We start from the raw sequence: 18,349 nt of genomic DNA on the forward strand, positions 1-18,349 counted from the left end.
CGAGAAATAAAGGAGGTTATATGAGTGATTCCCGTAAGTTAGGAACTCTTCTAGTTTTGGCATTTTTACTCATGGCAAATGCCAATGCTGTTTTTTCTGGTTGGTTACTACAGTCGATATATCCTTTTACCTTGCTATTTTGGGGCTTCTTAATTACTACGCTGTTCTTTTTTGTCCGCCTCAGCCTGACACAGGGGCGCACTGCACTCAAAATCCCGCTCGCATCTCTATCAGGGTTGATCACCCTTAATCTGGCTAGCGGTATCAGTTGGATCGGCTACTATTGTGCACTAAAATTTATTGAACCTGCGATTGTCAGCGCTCTGATGGGATGCATTGGGCCTATATATATCGCCGTCACCAGCTTCATGTCTCAACGCCAGCTATCTGCTAATCAGGTGATCACCTCATTTGGGATCGTCATTGGTACAGCTGTACTCTCCTGGGCCTCAATAACTGATCACTCTGCTATACAAAACGTCAGCCTGCAACATGTGCTGCTGGGACTGGGATCCGCACTTATCGGTGGTTTTGGACAAGTATTAACTACGCTATCAACTAAAGGACTGGCAAAACAAAACTGGACGGCGAGTCAGATAATGGCGCACCGCTTCTACCTGCTAACATTGGTGGCAGCAGTGGTTGCAGTAACCGGTCAGGGAGTGGGGGTTGATACCCCCTCGCAGATGTTAGCGATTGGTGTAGTATCGCTATTCGGCCTACTACTGCCACTCTGGTTGCTGCAGAAAGGTATTATTCTTTCCTCGCCTTTTACCGTGTCGGTATTGTTGTCTCTCGGACCATTGATGACATTTCTGTTTCAAGGGTTCGATTCGCGCTTGCTATGGTCCAATATGTCAGTGATCGGTTGTGGCATTATCGTGCTCTCGACTATCAATAATTTCATTTTCGGCCAGAAAACGGCAAAAGCCGAACGTTCAAATGGATAAGGACATAAATAGTGATCAGTTCAACATCGCGCGCGGTGGAGATCGTACAAATAACGGATGCACATTTGGGTGCATCCGAAGACTTCATGCTGAAAGGAATCAATACAGCTGAAACACTTTCTCATGTATTAGCAGCGGTTAGCCAGACGCCTTATGACTGGTTGATCGCCACCGGCGATATTTCGGACGATTTCTCACATGCATCTTATGCTCTTTTCCTCCGGATGCTGGACCATCATGGCATCTCATCACTAATCTGTTTGAGTGGCAACCATGATGATCCGGCCGTGATGCAGCAGATACTACAGCCGGTTGCCTTACCCACAATCTTTTTTGATGGGAACTGGCTATTTATTTGTTTGAATACGACTCTTGCCAATTCGGATGAAGGTGAAGTAACGGAAACGGACTTGGCCCGGCTAAACACCTTATTAGCCCAGCATGCACAGCAACATGTCGCCATATTTATGCACCACCATGTTGTACCGGTGCAGAGTCGCTGGATTGATGCCTACAGACTAAGAAATCATTCTTCTTTCATGGAGCACTTGGCACGTTATAACAATGTACGCGCGGTGATTAGTGGCCATGTGCATCAAACCACTATAAGTCAACGTAATGGCGTCACTTTTTACACTTCACCTGCCACTTCACTACAATTTGTACCGGGCTGCCATCGCCCGAAAATTTCCACAGTTACGGCCAGTTGGCGAAAATGGACTTTTTGGCCTGACGGCAGAGTTTCAGACCAGCTGTTTAGCCCAAAAAAGAAAGTTATGAGTGCTGATGAAAAAATTTAAAGAGGGCATTTTGTATACACTTTGTCGCAAGAGAAGATGCATTTTTGGAAAAATTCTGCGAATATAGCTGATAAAGGTATCAATAATCATAATATTTTTATAGAAACTCATTCCGAATCATGATGTTTGACAGAAAAAAAGCAGATGCTTTGATGGCTATCATTGAAACAGGAAGTTTCGATCAAGCAGCCAGAAAATTGAATATTACTTCATCAGCAATATCTCAACGCATCAAATCCTTAGAGATGGAAGTTGGTGTGCCGCTCGTCACACGTGAACGCCCTTGTACATACACGTCTGAGGGGTTCAAACTTGTCCAGTACTTGCTAAAACTCCAAGCTTTGAATGAGGATTTTAAGAACAATTTTTACCGTGACAAATGGGCCAGTTTCGCTATATCCGTCAACAGTGATTCACTTGCAGGGTGGTTGCTACCTGCAATTTCAAGCTATCTATCCACTGAAAGAGTGAAGATAGAAATAATCGTTGATGATCAAGATTTTACACATATGGCACTGGAATCTGGAAATGCCCTTGCCGCGTTGTCTTCGAAAAATAAAGTTATCAATGGTTGTTCATCAATAAAACTCGGTTCAATCAGATATCGGTTGCTTGCATCGCGAGCATTTGCTGATCGTTGGTTCAAAGGTGGCGTTAAGAGAAGTAACCTGACCAAAGCTCCATTATTAGTCTTCAACAAAAAAGACCAACTGCAACAGAATTTTATTGCCGAGCATTTTTTTTTACAGCAATCCTCCTGTACTTGTCACTACATACCAGGGACAGATATCTTCTATCAGGCTGTGAAATTAGGCATTGGCTATGGGATGATCCCTGAATTCCAGTATAAAGATCTGATTGAACGTAATGAGTTAGTTGATCTATTACCGGGACGATTCACTGATATCGCACTTTATTGGTATTATTGGGACGCTCATTCGAATTTGCTAAATAGGCTTACCGGAATATTGGTTAATGAAGCAAAAAAATCACTCCACCAGGATTAGGTTAAGGATAAAAATTTAAAATTAAACATATAGAATGATGTTAAGATGTAATACGAAAATAGCGCCAATTTTCTAATTAATAATTAGATTTCATCATTTCTACTATATAGCAGCCGTTATTGTTTTAAAAAATAATATCGTCAAGAGATTACAAAATAAGTTATGACACCATGTGTTTCTCTTCAGAACTTCATGTCATAAAATCATTACTTTTCCCTTTTCAAAATTTTAAGACCACATTATAATTTCAATACATGAAAGATCACTCACCATAAAACAGTCTGTATTTGCTAATACACCACGATATAATGGTTCAAAAAATTTCATGGGGGTTAAGTTTTTCTTAATAAAGTACCATTCTATGTTTGAAGGAGTATTTTTAAGTAATGTCTTGATAACCGGAGTGGAAAAAAATGGGTATTAATAGAATAAAGGGAAAAAGAATCGCGTTTGCTGCATCAGGTGGACTGGACAGTTGTACTATTACACATTGGCTGTCAAGGAGAGGTGTTGAGGTAATCTGTTTCACAGCGGATCTGGGCCAACCAGATGAGGATAACTTTGACGAAATAAAAAATCGCATGTTACGGTCAGGTGCTGCTGAATATGTTTCTGTCGATTTAAAAAATGAAATGGCGGAAATGGGGCTGGCTGTTGTGCAGGCCAATGCAAAATATGAGGGAAATTATTGGAATCTTACAGGTGCCGCTCGCCAAGTCATTATGGAAGGCTTGTTGCCTGAAATTAAATCATATGGAATAAACATTTTCAGCCATGGCGCGACAGGCCGTGGAAATGATCAGGTACGTTTCCAGATCATTGGCACAATGTTGAATCCAAATCTTGAATTTTATGCGGCCTGGCGCGATCAGGAATTTTTGGATGAATTTCGGGGGCGTAAGGAAATGCTTGCTTATTGCTCTCAGAATAATATTCCAGTGAAAGCATCAGCCGACAAACCCTATTCAACCGATGCGAATTTATTAGGCCTAACCCATGAAGGGGGTAGACTTGAAAGCCTGCAAACCCAAATGAAGTTTGTTGAACCAGGTATTGGCCGTTGGCCAGAGTGGGCAGAGCCAGTTCCGGAACAGTTTACAATAGTTTTTGATAAAGGTCGGCCGGTACAAATCAATAATAGCAAAATGAGCCTCGTTGAGATTTTTAAATATCTTAATGTTAATGGTGGGAAACATGGCATTGGCATCGCGGAGAATCTCGTCGAGAACCGATTCGTAGGAGTGAAGTCACGAGGAGTCTATGAGTCTCCAGCAATGGTCATACTCTCTTACTCCTATCAGCAACTACTTCAGCAGATTCTAGACAGAAGAGCCATTCAGTTTTATCAAACTACGGCTTCATTCTTAGGTGGACAGTTATATCAAGGATATTGGCTTGACCTCGGTTCCCAAATGGCGCGTAAAGCGATAGCTGAACTCACTAACCTAGTGAGTGGGGAAGTGACTTTTGAAGCATATAGGGGAAATCTCAGTTACATCGCCAGTAGGAATGTTCGTCATGGGCTCTACACGAATGAAGGCTCAATGGAAGCGGAAGGCGAATTTGATCATCATGATTCGGAAGGGCTGCTTAAAATTCTGACGATATCGGCTCGTACCGCTTCTTTATCAGGGCAGATTAAATAATCCTGCAGGAGAGTATAAAGAAATGTATAGCCATAATGTTTTGTTTATCGGCGACGATTCGGTATGGTCACAGCTTGCCGTTAATTACTTAAAAGAGAATAATTTCAATATTATCGCCGTTTTATGGAATTATGATACCGACGATTCACAAGCGAAGGCTATTATCGAACAATGGAAAGGAGATTGGATACTTTCATTTAAATCCGATTTTATATTACCATATTCCGTGATAGATAGAGCCCAAAAGGGTGCCATCAATTTTCATCCCGCACCCGTGAAATATCGTGGGATTGGTGGATATCACTATGCGATAGAAAATAAAGATACTTATTTTGGAGTTACCTGTCATTACATCGATAATAAGATAGATCATGGGAAAATCATAAAAACTATTAAATTTGATATTGTATCAGGTGAAACTCCTGATTCTCTGATGAAACGAACTGCAGCTTACGCGCTTAGTTTATTTTATGAAATCACGGCAATAATAAAAAACGGTCAGAAAATTCCCAACACCAACATTAAATGGTCTAATAAACTGTATACCCGCTCTCAGCTTTGCGACTATTTAAGACATCATGAAAAGAACAAATTTGCCAAAGGAAATTGTTATGTCAGCTAAACTATGGGCAGGTGTATTTAAAAAAGATGTCGATAATGAAGTCCTCAACTACACAGAAACGACAAAAATAGATTCCAGGCTTATCCGTTACGATATATGGGGAAGTATGGCGCATCTTGCTATGTTGAGCGAACAGGAGATTGTAGCACATGATGCTGTATCGGCCATTTCCAGAAGTTTACTAGAATTATATTATGCAAATGAGCGTACTCCAATTGAGCTGGACCCACAGTGTGAAGATGTCCATTTAAATATCGAAACTTTAATTATTCAAAAAATTGGGCGCGAGGCGGGTGGCCGGCTGCACACCGCACGTTCCAGAAATGATCAGGTCGTTACGGATACTCGGATGTATCTGCGAGAAGAAATCCTTAATCTCACGGATTCCCTAATACTCTTTATTAATGATCTATTACAACTTGCGGCAGAAAACAATGGCCATTTGGCTGTAGGCTACACTCATCTCCAGCCAGCCCAACCGATCAATCTAGCTTTCTGGTATAGTGCTTATGTGAGCATGCTTTTGCGAGACGTTGAAAGGCTAAGAGATTCTTACCGTTATACAAACATTAATGTGCTCGGTGCATGCGCTTTGGCCGGAACGTCTTTCGATATTAACCGTGAGTTGACTACCCAGCTGTTAGGCTTTGACAGTATCCTTCACCATAGCCTAGATGCTACTAGTTCACGGGACTTCATTTGCCATGCAATTTCCTCTTTCGCTATTATCATGAGTAATCTTTCGCGTCTCGCCGAAGAGGTCGTCGTTTGGAGCAGTAATGAGTTTGGGCTTCTCACAATAGATGACGCATTCGCTACTGGCAGTTCAATTATGCCACAAAAGAAAAATCCGGTAATTGGCGAATTGGTTAAGGGAAAAGTTGGCCGAGTATATGGTGCATTGATGCAAATTTTAACTATCAACAAGGGAATTACACTTGGGTACAATTGTGACCTTCAGGAAGATAAACCCATGTTGTGGGATGCCATTGATACCCTAAAATCGTCGGTTAGCATTAGTCATCGGCAAATGACCACATCCATCTATCAGTCTGAGCGTGCAAATGAACTATGTTGGAGAAATTTTTCTACAGTTACAGAATTGGCCAACCTATTGGTCAATAGAATAAACATCCCTTTTAGAGAGGCACATAAGATATGTGGCACGTTAGTGCGTAAATTAACAGAAATACACTCCGATTTACGAGACTTTAACTATATTCATAAATATTTAGCCGAAAATTCAATTTCCCTAACTATTTTAGAAATAGAGGAGTGCGTATCGCCTGAAAAAGTTGTTCTGCGCCAATTAAGCAGCGGTGGCACATCGCCTAAGGCCGTTGCTAACATGCTTGACGACATGTACAAAAGGGTGCTGGATCATCAACTATGGGTTAATGAATCAAGGCAGAAACTCAATCATGCGCAAGATACGACAATTGCAATTCTGCAAAAACTTTCACAAATCTAGAGACATAGCTCATAGCTCTATATAGCACGGAAGCTCAATGCTATGGTTTGTTAACCTCCATAAACGGATTATTGCCGTGAATAATATGGACTCTACATATTATTCACCAATACAAAAAAGGTAAATAGCACGCAGATGAAAAACAACCCAGTGACATTTAATTTTGACAATGATTTCAAGCATCTCGGAATAAAAAAAGTTTGTTTCGCCACAATGTATAACATTGACAATTACCAAGTATTGCCACAGAGTTTTGTTGATAAATATGAAAGGCTAGTTAGAAACGCAGTTGAACAAAAAGATGGTGATTTACAACAAAGTATTATAGAAAATGGTTATCATGAACTTATTTTAGAGGTTAACAGAAGTGTAAAAAAATTTCCACCTAGTGCATTTTCCCTGACGGAGATTATACGCAAAAAAGGGACAGCGTTGCATATCAGTCCATTTGTCGATATTTACAATATGTATTCTCTAGAAACGCGTTTATCCATTGGTGCCCATGATTTAGATAAAATTAATGGAGAAATTCGATTTCAAATATCGCAAGGCGATGAACCATTTTACCCTATTGGAGGTGGGCAAAAAAAAATCTCTTGTGGTGACTATATTTATTCTGACTCCGTTAATGTTCTCGCTTGGCTTGATTCACGCGACTCAGAATTAGTTAAAATTGAACCTGCCACTAAAAATGCCATATTAATTATTCAGGGCAACCGCAATACAGACAAAAATTATCGTTTAAATGTACTTTATAATATCTGTTCAGATGTAACTAAAATTTGCGGCGGTAGCTTTGATATTGGTTATTCAGATATATCATCCGGAAAGATTATTTACATTTAACCATATGACTATTTATCCCAACATATTATTAAGTGCCTTTGGCACAGGGCTAGGATTAATTGTTGCCATTGGTGCACAAAATATATTTATCATCAAGATTGGATTGCAAAAAAGAAATGTATTACTTGCAGCAACCATAGCGGCAACCTGTGATATGTTATTAATTTTGTTTGGAACTTTGTTTATGGGTCATCTTAAACAATTAATACCGGATATCTTACCATTAATAAAATGGTCAGGCATAATATTTCTCATCTACTACGGTCTTAATTCATTGTATAATTCTTTAAGAGCTCATCCAATAGGCTGGGATATGCATGAAAAATATGCAAAATCAACGTCCAAGGTTGGTCAAGGAGTTATAGTTCCTACTCTAGCCTTTTCTCTGTTAAACCCTCATGTATACCTTGATACCTTGCTAATATTAGGAAATCTTGGTTCACGACTTACTTATAATGAACAAACTAGTTTCATCATCGGTGCTGGAGGAGCATCTTATTTCTGGTTCTATTTAACCGGGTTTGCTTCAAGAGTCTCGTCTCGGTTACTTAAAAATGAAATCATAATAAGAATCTTTGATTTTATTGTTGCTATTACAATGTTGTTAATTGCATACCTGTTGTTCTCTTCACCACTAATAAAATGAGATATTTTTATATATGTGATTCTATAAAAATATTGCAAGAATCTTATCGAGATTGATACAAGCAAGAAAATTGGTACGAGTGCTGGGACGATCCGGAGTAAAAAAAATTCGCAATGGTCCCAGACTCCGTGATTAAGGAGCGGAAGCGATTAAGCATTCACTAGTTATTCCATGAGTAGAGTGACTACTCTATTGTAATCGTTTATTTTTTCGATGCTCGGCTATGTTCCTGTTGATTTTTATTAACAAATAAATTAGCTCTATCCTCTTATTTTTAGTTATAAATATAGGAATTTATTTGTATAAATTAGTTATAAATACAACACACTAAGATTAACTTTCTGCATTTAAACCCTCTTATCAAAAAAATGCCTTCTTGGCATATATCGGTCCTGTTGATGCTGTGCAGAATCACATAATGTTGAATTGAGTTCATTGTTTTTTCTTAAAATAATTAAAATTATATACTTTTAAAAACAATTATTTACCTCCTTTCTTATTAATATTTTATTTACTTTAAATAGCTATATTTAATAATTAAACTAATATCGATATCCCAATAAAATATTTACGCAAATCATTTTGTTTCCATAAATGATAAATAAAACGCTATCAAATAGAATGATATTTTTTAGACCAAAAGACATTTATTTACATGAAAGGAGATGAATTATGTTAAAAAACAATATCATATTGAGTCAAAATAATAGAATGCAGAGCTGGCTTACTATACGAGAAGCCGTCAACATAGCCCAGGAGCTAACAAGCACAAAAATAAAGGACAGCGATATTTTCCGCAATGCCCTATGCGGAAATACCTGTCTTTCCTTGTATTTCCAGTCCCCTATTATATTGCGAAAGGTCCAAACTTCAAGAAATAAAGTAAAGCTTAGAGCAGCAGAAAACTCATTTATCCATCGACTTTGTCAGCTTGACAGTAACTGTTTTCTTAATGGACGAAACTTGATCGTCAGTACCGAAGGTGAATACTTCTACCCTACACAGATGATTATTGACACAACGTTGATAGGGCACGAATATGTTGTGTTGCAGCATTTACTGGCCCGTTCCCTGGGTATTCCGCTACCCGTAACTGGGGCAAATAATATCAATTATGGTATTTCGGTTACTATCTCAGGGGGGGTGTTCCAAGTGTTTGAAAATGTCACATTGCAAGAAAGAATAAAACGACAAATAATGAGATTACCTAAAAATATAGCACCGGGAATTTATGAACATATATCATCTCAAGGAATGAGAAAATTCTGCTCCAAAAAATATTTCCCACTTCATATCTTACCGCACGATGCCTGTTTTGTCATCCGTCAGACTGAACTTGAGAAGTTAATCAATATGCCGGTTAAAAGCAAAATTCCTCCATCGTCTTCCACACGGATATCCACGCCCTTATCCCGTCTATTCTGGCTTGCCTGCAAACATAATGAAGCTATCAGCCAGTTAATCATGCAACCATATAAGCTCCTGTCCATTTTTGAAGAATGGGCATCAACTGATGGCATCACCGACCATCTAAGCGGCGACACGCTGAAAACCGCGCTCAAGCGCGGTTCACCCATACCCTCTTCCACATCTGCATGACAATGACAATTTTGCATATATTGGAACGTCCGTATTAAGGACAGCGAAACCCGTAATACGGGCTTATCAACTTTCTCTCCGCCCCTCTTATGTGTTGTCGTGTCATCTCCGGGCATATCCCATTTCTGCCACAGGAGGAAACCGTGACATCCTATCAGTTATTACGTCTGAAGCAGGTTGAAGAAAAAACCGGTCTGAAACGCTCGCAGATCTACCTGTATATGAACAACGGCACCTTTCCCCGATCAATTAAGATTGGCCCGGTCAGTGTGGCCTGGCTCGAATCTGAGATTGATGAATGGATTAACCTGAAATTGACCAACCGCTGAAAGCGTTTAAAGGAGAATGATTATGAAAGATAATCACGGCACGCTTTTGCCTGTCAGTCCGAACCAGAGAATGGTTTTTGAGTTCAGCTCCGGAATCATCCGTAATCCTAATGACGATGAAATCAAAGCATCAATTAAAAACCGTGAGTTTGGTTATTTCCCAAAAACATTTCTACGGCCTGGTAAACCTTATTTGACCCCCCTGTTGCGCCGACTTCACGTAAAGCAGTCGAGGGAGGCGTCATTATGATCCCATCACTAAATTACGCCATATTAACCGACGCCCTGCATGCCCTTAAGGAAGGCAACATTCGCCACTGCGAAGCTCTGGGTTTCACTTTCGATGAAATGAACGCCCTCAATCAGCTGTCCCTGGATGAGCTGTTTATCATCAGCCGGGCATCAGCGCAGTTTATGGCTGTCACTGTCCATCATGACGCTTTACACCAAATCCTGGCATTGTCGCGTCAGGAGGTTCAGCGCCAGCAACAGATTAACCGGGCCATCGTTCTGGGTGGTTCAATTGCGCTGCTGAACCAGTATTTTGGCCTCACCTCCAATGAAGTCTGCATCCGTCGCCGGTTGCTGGGGATCACCATTCCCCATGGCCGCACACCCATACCAGATGAAGAGACCGATGCCGAGATCTGGCGACGATGGCAGAAACGCCATCCGGGAAATATCGCATCGCTCGACGCGCTGGATGTCATGATGCAGATCACCGAAGAGTTGTCCTCACTGGGGAATGGACCGTCCCTCACCGCCGTCTTGAACCGTATTACGCTTTGCGAAAAAGAAGCGTTGGACAGGAGGTCATCTCATGCCGGATGAAATTGACCGTGACCAGGAATTTAATGAACAGCGTCTGGAGGATATGATTGAACAGAACCGTTTCAAATCACCTGCAACGCCATCATTGCCCTACTGCCGCCTGTGCGGCAAGTCCATACCCGATAAGCGGCGTCAGACTTTGCCGGGCGTGACAACCTGTATTGAATGCCAGACAGCACTTGAACGCGGTCAACGCTGAGAATACGACAACTTGCGTGCGGAGCGAGCGATATTCATATCCGCACGCTTTTTATTACCTGTCTAAATTACTATGCCTGTTTTCATTGATTTAAATACAAATAAATCCTCCAGAATATTTCAGACACCCCCTTCACCCAAGTATTAAATCAAATTCAAACACCGTTAATTCCCCACTATTTTTCTTTTATTTCCCCGTTTGATTTTACTGTTACCCATCTGAATCAGAAAGCGCACCCTGACCACGCCATCATTCGTTGGCAGGCCTTATGGACGTTTATTCGTCCGGGCCGGGTATTCGCTCTTTAACAACATGGGTCGGGCTGTCACGTAACCACAATTCAGGGTGCCGCTGAATGTCCTCGCTGACCCGTTGAAACCGGAATGCAGGATCGGGATGTGATTCACTTATTTAATCCACTGCTGTTTTCATTCAAGGAAAACATAATGCGAAAACCCGTCTATCTCGCGTATGTCACCCAGGAAAGCCAGCCTGATCCGCAGGGTGAAAAAACCACGTATTGGACGAAAGTCGGCGTGGCGTTCTCCCATAACGGCAAACCCGGTCTTAACATTGTGCTGACGCCCGGCATTGCCGTCTCCGGCAAGCTGGTCCTCCTTGAGCCCAGAGACGATAGTGATACACCGCAGGAAATCCAGCCTGGCTAACATCCGAACAGGATCACCCCACATACCCACGCTTTTCTTCCTTCACCCGGCACTGCACATCAAGTAGCCGTACGCTTTGCCTGGCTTACTTTACCGAGGCCACCATGCTTTCCCCCACTGCCTTTCTGGCGGCGGCCATGCAGTGCGCCACCAGCGTTCATCCGTCCACGTCGTTCGATGTGGCCCGCGTCGAATCAGGTTTTAACCCTTACGCCATCGCTGAAATTGTACCCAAGAGTGAAAGAGCGCCCGGCAGCAACGGCGTTATTTCTCACCAGCCAGGTAACAGGGCAGACGCTCTTCGCGTCGTCAGACGGGTGGCGGCACAGGGCCGCCGCTATTCGGTCGGGTTGATGCAAATCACCAGCACCAACTTCCGGTATTACAGCGTCACCGCCGATGACCTGCTTGACCCCTGCACCAATCTTTCCGTCTTTGAGCACATCCTCACCGACTGTTACCGGCGTGGCGGCTCCTTGAAGCGTGCGCTCAGTTGCTACTACTCCGGCAATTTCGATACAGGCCAACAGCCGGAGTCCGCCTTTAACCAGTCCAGCTATGTGCAGCGTATCGGCTACGTCGTCCCGTCAACACAGGAAGATAAACCACACCAGGTCGCCGTAAAAGCGGGGCCGGAGATGCGTTATCCCGCTACCGTCCTGCGCGGTGACATAACCGACAACCCCATTCCAGCGCAGACAACCCTGCGCTACCCCAACGCCATTATTCGCGGCGATGTACCCGTCCCTGTCACTCTAGAGGAGAAATGACCATGCAAAAACGTCAATACTGGCCTGCGGTCGCTTACCTGTTACCCGCCTCCCGCGTGCTGGCGGCGGACAGCGGATTTGATAAAGCCAGCGATACGCTGAGCAACACCTCCACCGGCCTGCTGGGGCTGGCCGCCGTCACCATCACGCTGGCGACCATGTGGATTGGCTACAAGGTGCTTTTCGACGGCAAGAGTCTTTCTGACATGCGCAACGTCATTATTGGCGCCATCCTGATTGTCGGCGCGTCAGGCTTCGGGGCCTACTGGGCGGCGTAGGGGGAACGAATGACCACGCTGAATAAAGCGCTGACGCGCCCCGCCGCCATCATGGGCATTCCCCTCGTACCGTTCGTTATCGTCAGCGGGGCTATCGTCCTGCTGTCGGTCTATCTCAGCTATTACCTGGCGTTGCTGCTTATTCCTGCCTGGATAGAAATGAAGGCCAAAGCCCGAACGGATATTCATTATTTCGGTCTGCTCTGGCTGGCGTTTAAAACCCGTGGCCGGTTTGCCACCAACCGGCATTACGGCGCGAACGCCATGCTGGCCAATCGCTATGATGCCGTCGATGTTTCGGAGTTCACCCATAATATGAAGTTAAACGAGCGCATCACGCTGGATAAATACATTCCATATTCCTCTCATATTCACCCCCTGGTGATAAGGAACCGCCATGGCGACCTGGTTGCCACCTGGGAGCTGGCTGGAGCCGTATTTGAATGCGAGGATGAACATCACCTGACCTTTCTGGCAACCCATCTCAACAATGTGATTCGTTCGTATGAAGGTCTGCCGGTCACCTTCTATATTCACCGCATAAGAGAGCAATACCGGGATGCGTTTGAGGCCCATTCGGGTATTCCCTTTTCCGATGAGGTCTCAGCGCGTTATTACCGGCCGATTACAGAAAAACCCTTCTGGCGGCACCGACTGTTTTTCACCGTCTGTTATGCGCCGTTCTCTCGGCTTGATAAAAAGGTCATGAAGAGACAGCCGGTCGGAAAAAGGCTCGCCGCACTGGATGACGCCCTGAAAGCGATGCTGGAGCATCAGGACGCGCTGACGTCCGCCCTGTCCCGCTATATGGCGACCCCTCTGGGGGTTTATGAAGAAAAGGGACGGGTGTATTCCTCGCAACTGGCTTTTTATCACCGCCTGATAACCGGCAAATGGCAGAAGGTGGCGGTGACCCGCTCACCGTTTTACAACACCCTCAGCACACCGGATGTCTTCTTTAGCACCGATACCGCCGAGTGCCAGACGGTCGGCGGCTCCCGCTTCTTCCGCAGTCTGGAAATCAAGGACTACTCGCCCCAAACCCATACGGGATTACTGGATGCGCTGCTGTATGCCGAAACCGAGTATGTGCTGACGCAATCCTTTACCTGCATGGCGCGGGATGAAGCGCAAAATCACATCCGCCTGGCGGAAAAGCGCCTGAACTCGGCGGATGATGACGCCATTTCGCAGCGCGAAGAGCTGATTGTCTTGCGTGACCTGCTCCAGTCCGGGCATATCTCGTGTGGGAAATACCACTTTTCCCTGCTGGTCTCCTCAGACAGCGCCGACCAGGTGGTAAAAGACACCAACGCGTTGGCCCAGCCCTTTGCCGACCTCGGCATCATGACGGCCCTGTCCACCCTGTCGTTACCCGCCGCGTACCTCGCGCAACTGCCGGGGGTGTACCAGCTGCGCCCCCGGCTGGTTGCGCTCAGCAGCCAGAACTACGCCGATATGGCGAGCCTGCATAACTTCCATCCCCATAAACGGGACGGCAATCCCTGGGGTGAAGCCATCGCCATCCTGACATCGCCGGGCGGCGGTGGTTATTACCTGAACCTGCATGACAGCCAGGCCGGGCGGGATGATTTCAATGAAAAAACGCCGGGCAATACGGCGATTATCGGGAAAACGGGGTCAGGCAAGACGCTGTTGATGACGATGATGCAACAACTGATGCAGAAATACCGCAACCCGGCGACATTCTCCGCGTCGGCCACCATTAAACGGCTGACCACCGTTTATTTTGACAAGGACCGGGCGGCAGAGATGTCGATACGTCAGATGGGCGGGCGTTACTCCCGCATCCGGACCGGCGTCCCCAGCGGGTTTAATCCGTTTTCACTGGCGCCGAGCCGGCGCAACATCAGCTTTATTAAACGGCTGGTCCGGATGCTGTGTCTCCGTAACGGCAAACCGCTCGACCCACGCGATGAAGAGCGTATCAGCACCGCCGTGGATACCATCATGCTGGACTACCCGCCGGAATACCGTCGCTGCGGGATTACGCGGCTGCTGGAAGTGCTGCCGGAGCCGCCGACCAAAGATGCCCGGACCAATGGGCTGCGCATCCGGCTGAAACAGTGGGCGCAGGGTGGCGAATTCGGCTGGGTATTTGATAACGAAGAAGATACCTTCACTATCAGCGATATTGATAACTTTGGTATTGATGGCACAGAATTTCTGGACGATGACGACATCCGCGGCCCCATCACTTTTTACCTGCTGTACCGCGTGACCAGCCTGCTGGACGGACGCCGCCTGGTGATGTTTATGGACGAGTTTTGGAAGTGGCTGGCTGACGTCGAGTTTTCCCGGTTCTCGCTCAATATGCTGAAAGTCATCCGCAAGCTCAACGGCATCTTTGTCCCCGCCACCCAATCGCCCGATGAAATCGTTAAGCACCCCATCGCCCCGGCGATCATTGAACAATGCGGCACACAACTATTCCTCGCCAACCCGAAGGCCAGCCATGCGGATTACGTGGAAAAAATGAAAGTTCCGGAAAGCGTGTATGACATCGTGCGCACTCTTGATCCGGGCGAACACTACATGGTGATTTTGAAAACGCCCCTGCGCGCCGGTGAAACCCGACCGTTTGTGTCGATGGCAAAAATGGACCTGTCGGGCCTCGGGAAAATCACCAAATTGCTGAGCGGGAGTGAAGACAACCTGAAAATTTTCGACGCCCTTTATCAGGACGGCATGACGCCTGAGGAATGGAAAACGTTATTTCTTGAACAGGCAATATAACATTCAGACCGGAGATAAAATCAATGCGTACCCGATATAGCATCCTGGCGTTATCGTTGTTTATTTCCGCCCCGTCGATAAGCGCCGGAATACCGGTTTTCGATGCCGTGCAGAATGCGGAATCCATTACCCAGTGGACTGAAAAACTCAAGCAATGGGAAGAAACCGTGACTCACTATAAAAGCGAGCTTAACGCTTACAAGCAGCAATTAGCCACGGCGACGGGCATCCGGGATATTCAGGGTTTTCTCAGCGACGCCAGAAGCCTAAAAACGGATATTGATGCGCTGCAAAAGAATGGCGTTTCGCTGAATGACCTGCTCACCAACCAGAACGGTTCATATTCCTCTGAACTTCAGAGCCTATATAATAAATATAAATCTTTCGATGTCTGCAATCAGTCCAGCACGTCACAGAGTTACCTGGCAAGCTGCAAACAAATCGTTCTCAATCAGGCGGTGTCCATTGAGAACACCAGCGATGTGGAAAACAGGATCACCAGCACACTCAGCGATATATCAGACTTATCTGACCGCATAACGAACGCGCAGGACACGAAAGAGTCACAGGACCTGGCTAACGCCATGGCGGCCAAAAGCGTACAATTAAATGCGCTGACCAGCCAGTGGGAAATGTCTGTCAAGCAGTCAGAGCAGCGTGCGGCCCTCCTGGCTCAGCAGCGGCAAAAAGCCTTCAATGAACAGCAACTCGCCGCGCCCGTTCCTGATTTTAATAACTGAGAGGTTAAAAATGAAAACGTCTTTTTGCATTTTCCCGATTATTTTAGGTGCGTTATCGATGACGGGATGTGATAACCCGAAATCAAAGCAATGGTACAAAGAACATCCGGATGAAATGAACCAGCAATATAAGACGTGCGAATCGTCCGGTAATGATTTTCAAGATTGCCGAAATGCGCGTGAAGCCCGATTCGAACTCCGTCAGGATAATGCCAAAGTTCCCGATCTAAATTAAAGGGGGGATCTATGTCAGGTGGTATTTTTGTCGGAATGGACAAGATTATCACTGACGGTTTAAATGCCGTATTAGCCAGACAAACTTCTGTGTACGGCAATATGATAAGCGTTATAACCGTCAGTTCGTTCACTTTGTTTATCACTTATCGGGGTTATCAGACCCTGGCCGGTAAGCTTCATACTCCAGTAGAAGATGTCGCGTGGGATGTCGGGCGAATGCTGTTAATCATGACATTTGTCCTTAACCTTGGCGGCTGGCTTGATTTAGCTATTTCCGCGATTAACGGCTTAAAAGATGGCGTCAGCGGCGACGATAATGTCTGGGCATTACTGGATACCGTCTGGGAAAAAGCACAAACCATTGGACAGAAACTTTATCAGCAAGATGATTCCACCTATGTGAAACTCAATGGAGGATTTGCAGAGCTCCTGGTCTGGGGTGGCGCTCTCGTCACTTTGCTATTTGGCTCCGCCGTGAACCTTTTAGCGGAGCTTACAATAGTGCTCATGACGACTACTGCGCCACTCTTCATCTTCTGTCTGCTGTATGGATTCCTGATCCCCATGTTCAACAACTGGTTGAAAATCCTATTTACGGTTATTCTGACGGTAATGTTTTCAGCGTTGTCGATAAGGATCGTCATTAATTATCTGAATGGAATATTAGATAAGGCGGTTAATTTCGCTGACGACGCCAACATTATCACGCTCGGCGTCCAGAGCTGTGTGGCCGGTGTTATTTCAGGTGTCATCATTTGGTTTTCAGCGAAAGTCGCCAGCGCGTTAGGGGGAGCAGCCGTTCAGGCTGCATTACAAGGTGCAGCCATGAGCGGTCTGGGCGGACTGGTCAGTAAGTCTGCCGACGCATCCAGACCCGGCATGAAGGCCGGAGCAGCAGGTGCCCGGCTGGCGACTAAAGGGGGTGTTATCGCGGCGACTGCCGCAGGCAGACTCATTGCCGTTGGCACCGGTAAAGCCCTCTCTGCATGGCAAAAACGCGCCGCCGCCATCGAGAATATGAAACGTTTTAATCAGCAGCGTAACCGCTAATTCCTATCTGGATTAAGCCGCCACTTAACCCGAAACTTTCCAATAGCAGAGCAGGACTAGATCTGACAGGCTGCTAAGAGCGACATAATGTGTAAAAAACACTCAGAGAAGAGACAGTTGACAAATATCTAGATCAGCATTGGCAATTCAAGCTGAAATAGCAGCCCGTACGGCAAAGTGTGCTGAAGCTGTACGGTATATGTTTAACATTCGGGGAAAAATTAGCCGCAATGTTCGCTTTTGGAGGGGCCTGGACACATGTATCGCATTGCAGCAGGGATAGAGATTGGCTAAAACAATTCCATGGTATGTCCAGAAGCTGGACCGGGTTTGTGTACAAAAGTATCTTTGATCGGTTCATCCAGCAGTAGAAAGTTATCCAATTGCAGAGCGGGGATTAATTTAAAGCCTTCTTGTCCACGAGTTCTTGCTATATCTCTGGTTTCCATGAGTATTCTCCCAAGTACATTCATCCCGTAAAAGCTGCCATCTAATTCGCGGCGAGCCCCCCAGAAAAGGTCTTTTTCAGAATGTTCAACAATATTAACAACACCAGTGGAGTTAAGGAGTTGAAAAAAAATGTCCCAATTTTGGCAAAGCTTTACCCGGACGCACCATTTCATTATGGACACGCGATTTTTTTCCCAGCCGTCACGTGTTTTCGGCTCATAGTATCTGGCTATCTGTTTCGCCTCAAAGGGGTTGCTGAGGGTAATTATTTCTTTCTGTATTTTCGGGTAGTGGGGGTAACGGCAGGCCTGATAGAGGATTTCACTCGACTGGATAGGAATGTCGTTAACATACAGCGGAAATCCTCGCGCCATATTAGATAGTCCGCCCCATTTTTCAGTCGTTTTTCTAAAACTGACTATCTCATCGTTTGGATAAATTCGGTAGCCCATA

Annotated in this window: 21 protein-coding genes; 20 read left to right on the forward strand and 1 reads right to left on the reverse strand. The window is 45.2% G+C overall.

The window, feature by feature from the left end; genetic code table 11:
* Window positions 1-20 precede the first annotated feature (20 nt).
* The 20 genes from ACL2XO_RS23585 (at window position 21) to ACL2XO_RS23680 (ending at window position 17,446) form a co-directional block, all read left to right on the forward strand.
* The gene (locus tag ACL2XO_RS23585; RefSeq protein ID WP_413741630.1) at window positions 21-950 is read left to right on the forward strand and encodes a hypothetical protein; all 930 of its coding nucleotides are present in this window, start codon (window positions 21-23) and stop codon (window positions 948-950) included.
* A gap of 11 nt (window positions 951-961) precedes the next feature.
* Window positions 962-1,750, forward strand: coding sequence for a metallophosphoesterase (locus ACL2XO_RS23590; protein ID WP_413741631.1), 789 nt, complete (start codon window positions 962-964; stop codon window positions 1,748-1,750).
* 122 nt (window positions 1,751-1,872) lie between these two features.
* Window positions 1,873-2,757 (forward strand): LysR family transcriptional regulator ArgP, encoded by an 885-nt coding sequence (locus ACL2XO_RS23595; protein WP_413743102.1) that lies wholly within the window; start codon window positions 1,873-1,875, stop codon window positions 2,755-2,757.
* Window positions 2,758-3,170: 413 nt separating this feature from the next.
* Entirely contained in the window at window positions 3,171-4,403 is a 1,233-nt protein-coding gene (gene argG, locus ACL2XO_RS23600) for an argininosuccinate synthase (protein ID WP_413741632.1), read from the forward strand.
* 22 nt (window positions 4,404-4,425) lie between these two features.
* A complete protein-coding gene (locus ACL2XO_RS23605) occupies window positions 4,426-5,025 on the forward strand; it encodes a formyltransferase family protein (protein ID WP_413741633.1) in 600 nt (199 codons plus the stop codon).
* Window positions 5,015-6,496: an argininosuccinate lyase gene (argH, locus tag ACL2XO_RS23610; RefSeq protein ID WP_413741634.1), complete on the forward strand. Its 1,482-nt coding sequence runs from the start codon at window positions 5,015-5,017 to the stop codon at window positions 6,494-6,496. The genes ACL2XO_RS23605 and argH overlap by 11 nt, the downstream gene beginning before the upstream one ends.
* A 135-nt stretch (window positions 6,497-6,631) precedes the next feature.
* A complete protein-coding gene (locus tag ACL2XO_RS23615; protein WP_413741635.1) occupies window positions 6,632-7,342 on the forward strand; it encodes a B3/4 domain-containing protein in 711 nt (236 codons plus the stop codon).
* A gap of 4 nt (window positions 7,343-7,346) precedes the next feature.
* A complete protein-coding gene (locus ACL2XO_RS23620) occupies window positions 7,347-7,988 on the forward strand; it encodes a LysE/ArgO family amino acid transporter (protein WP_413741636.1) in 642 nt (213 codons plus the stop codon).
* 672 nt (window positions 7,989-8,660) lie between these two features.
* Window positions 8,661-9,587 carry a hypothetical protein gene (locus ACL2XO_RS23625; RefSeq protein WP_413741637.1) on the forward strand — a complete coding sequence of 309 codons (927 nt, stop codon included), beginning with the start codon at window positions 8,661-8,663 and terminating at the stop codon, window positions 9,585-9,587.
* 143 nt (window positions 9,588-9,730) lie between these two features.
* A complete protein-coding gene (locus ACL2XO_RS23630; protein WP_410014876.1) occupies window positions 9,731-9,916 on the forward strand; it encodes an AlpA family transcriptional regulator in 186 nt (61 codons plus the stop codon).
* A gap of 22 nt (window positions 9,917-9,938) precedes the next feature.
* Entirely contained in the window at window positions 9,939-10,166 is a 228-nt protein-coding gene (locus ACL2XO_RS23635) for a hypothetical protein (RefSeq protein WP_413741638.1), read from the forward strand.
* Window positions 10,163-10,747 carry a DUF2857 domain-containing protein gene (locus ACL2XO_RS23640; protein ID WP_413741639.1) on the forward strand — a complete coding sequence of 195 codons (585 nt, stop codon included), beginning with the start codon at window positions 10,163-10,165 and terminating at the stop codon, window positions 10,745-10,747. The genes ACL2XO_RS23635 and ACL2XO_RS23640 overlap by 4 nt, the downstream gene beginning before the upstream one ends.
* Window positions 10,737-10,946, forward strand: a complete 210-nt coding sequence (locus ACL2XO_RS23645) for a TraR/DksA family transcriptional regulator (protein ID WP_413741640.1) — start codon at window positions 10,737-10,739, stop codon at window positions 10,944-10,946. The genes ACL2XO_RS23640 and ACL2XO_RS23645 overlap by 11 nt, the downstream gene beginning before the upstream one ends.
* 446 nt (window positions 10,947-11,392) lie before the next feature.
* A complete protein-coding gene (locus ACL2XO_RS23650) occupies window positions 11,393-11,614 on the forward strand; it encodes a hypothetical protein (RefSeq protein WP_413741641.1) in 222 nt (73 codons plus the stop codon).
* A gap of 104 nt (window positions 11,615-11,718) precedes the next feature.
* A complete protein-coding gene (locus tag ACL2XO_RS23655; protein WP_413741642.1) occupies window positions 11,719-12,384 on the forward strand; it encodes a lytic transglycosylase domain-containing protein in 666 nt (221 codons plus the stop codon).
* Window positions 12,381-12,662: a TrbC/VirB2 family protein gene (locus ACL2XO_RS23660; RefSeq protein WP_136157281.1), complete on the forward strand. Its 282-nt coding sequence runs from the start codon at window positions 12,381-12,383 to the stop codon at window positions 12,660-12,662. The genes ACL2XO_RS23655 and ACL2XO_RS23660 overlap by 4 nt, the downstream gene beginning before the upstream one ends.
* A 9-nt stretch (window positions 12,663-12,671) precedes the next feature.
* The gene (locus ACL2XO_RS23665) at window positions 12,672-15,419 is read left to right on the forward strand and encodes a VirB3 family type IV secretion system protein (RefSeq protein WP_413741643.1); all 2,748 of its coding nucleotides are present in this window, start codon (window positions 12,672-12,674) and stop codon (window positions 15,417-15,419) included.
* Between the two features lie 23 nt (window positions 15,420-15,442).
* Window positions 15,443-16,159 carry a type IV secretion system protein gene (locus ACL2XO_RS23670; protein WP_413741644.1) on the forward strand — a complete coding sequence of 239 codons (717 nt, stop codon included), beginning with the start codon at window positions 15,443-15,445 and terminating at the stop codon, window positions 16,157-16,159.
* 10 nt (window positions 16,160-16,169) lie between these two features.
* On the forward strand, window positions 16,170-16,394 hold the full coding sequence (locus ACL2XO_RS23675; protein ID WP_413741645.1) for an EexN family lipoprotein: 225 nt from the start codon (window positions 16,170-16,172) through the stop codon (window positions 16,392-16,394).
* Between the two features lie 11 nt (window positions 16,395-16,405).
* Entirely contained in the window at window positions 16,406-17,446 is a 1,041-nt protein-coding gene (locus ACL2XO_RS23680) for a type IV secretion system protein (protein ID WP_413741646.1), read from the forward strand.
* 290 nt (window positions 17,447-17,736) lie between these two features.
* Here the strand turns inward: ACL2XO_RS23680 and ACL2XO_RS23685 are convergent, their stop codons facing one another.
* Window positions 17,737-18,348 (reverse strand): NADAR family protein, encoded by a 612-nt coding sequence (locus tag ACL2XO_RS23685; protein ID WP_413741647.1) that lies wholly within the window; start codon window positions 18,346-18,348, stop codon window positions 17,737-17,739.
* Window position 18,349: the final 1 nt, after the last annotated feature.

It is taken from the genome of Sodalis sp. RH15 (assembly GCF_047324255.1).
In the GTDB taxonomy this organism is placed as follows: Bacteria; Pseudomonadota; Gammaproteobacteria; order Enterobacterales; family Enterobacteriaceae; genus Acerihabitans; species Acerihabitans ligni.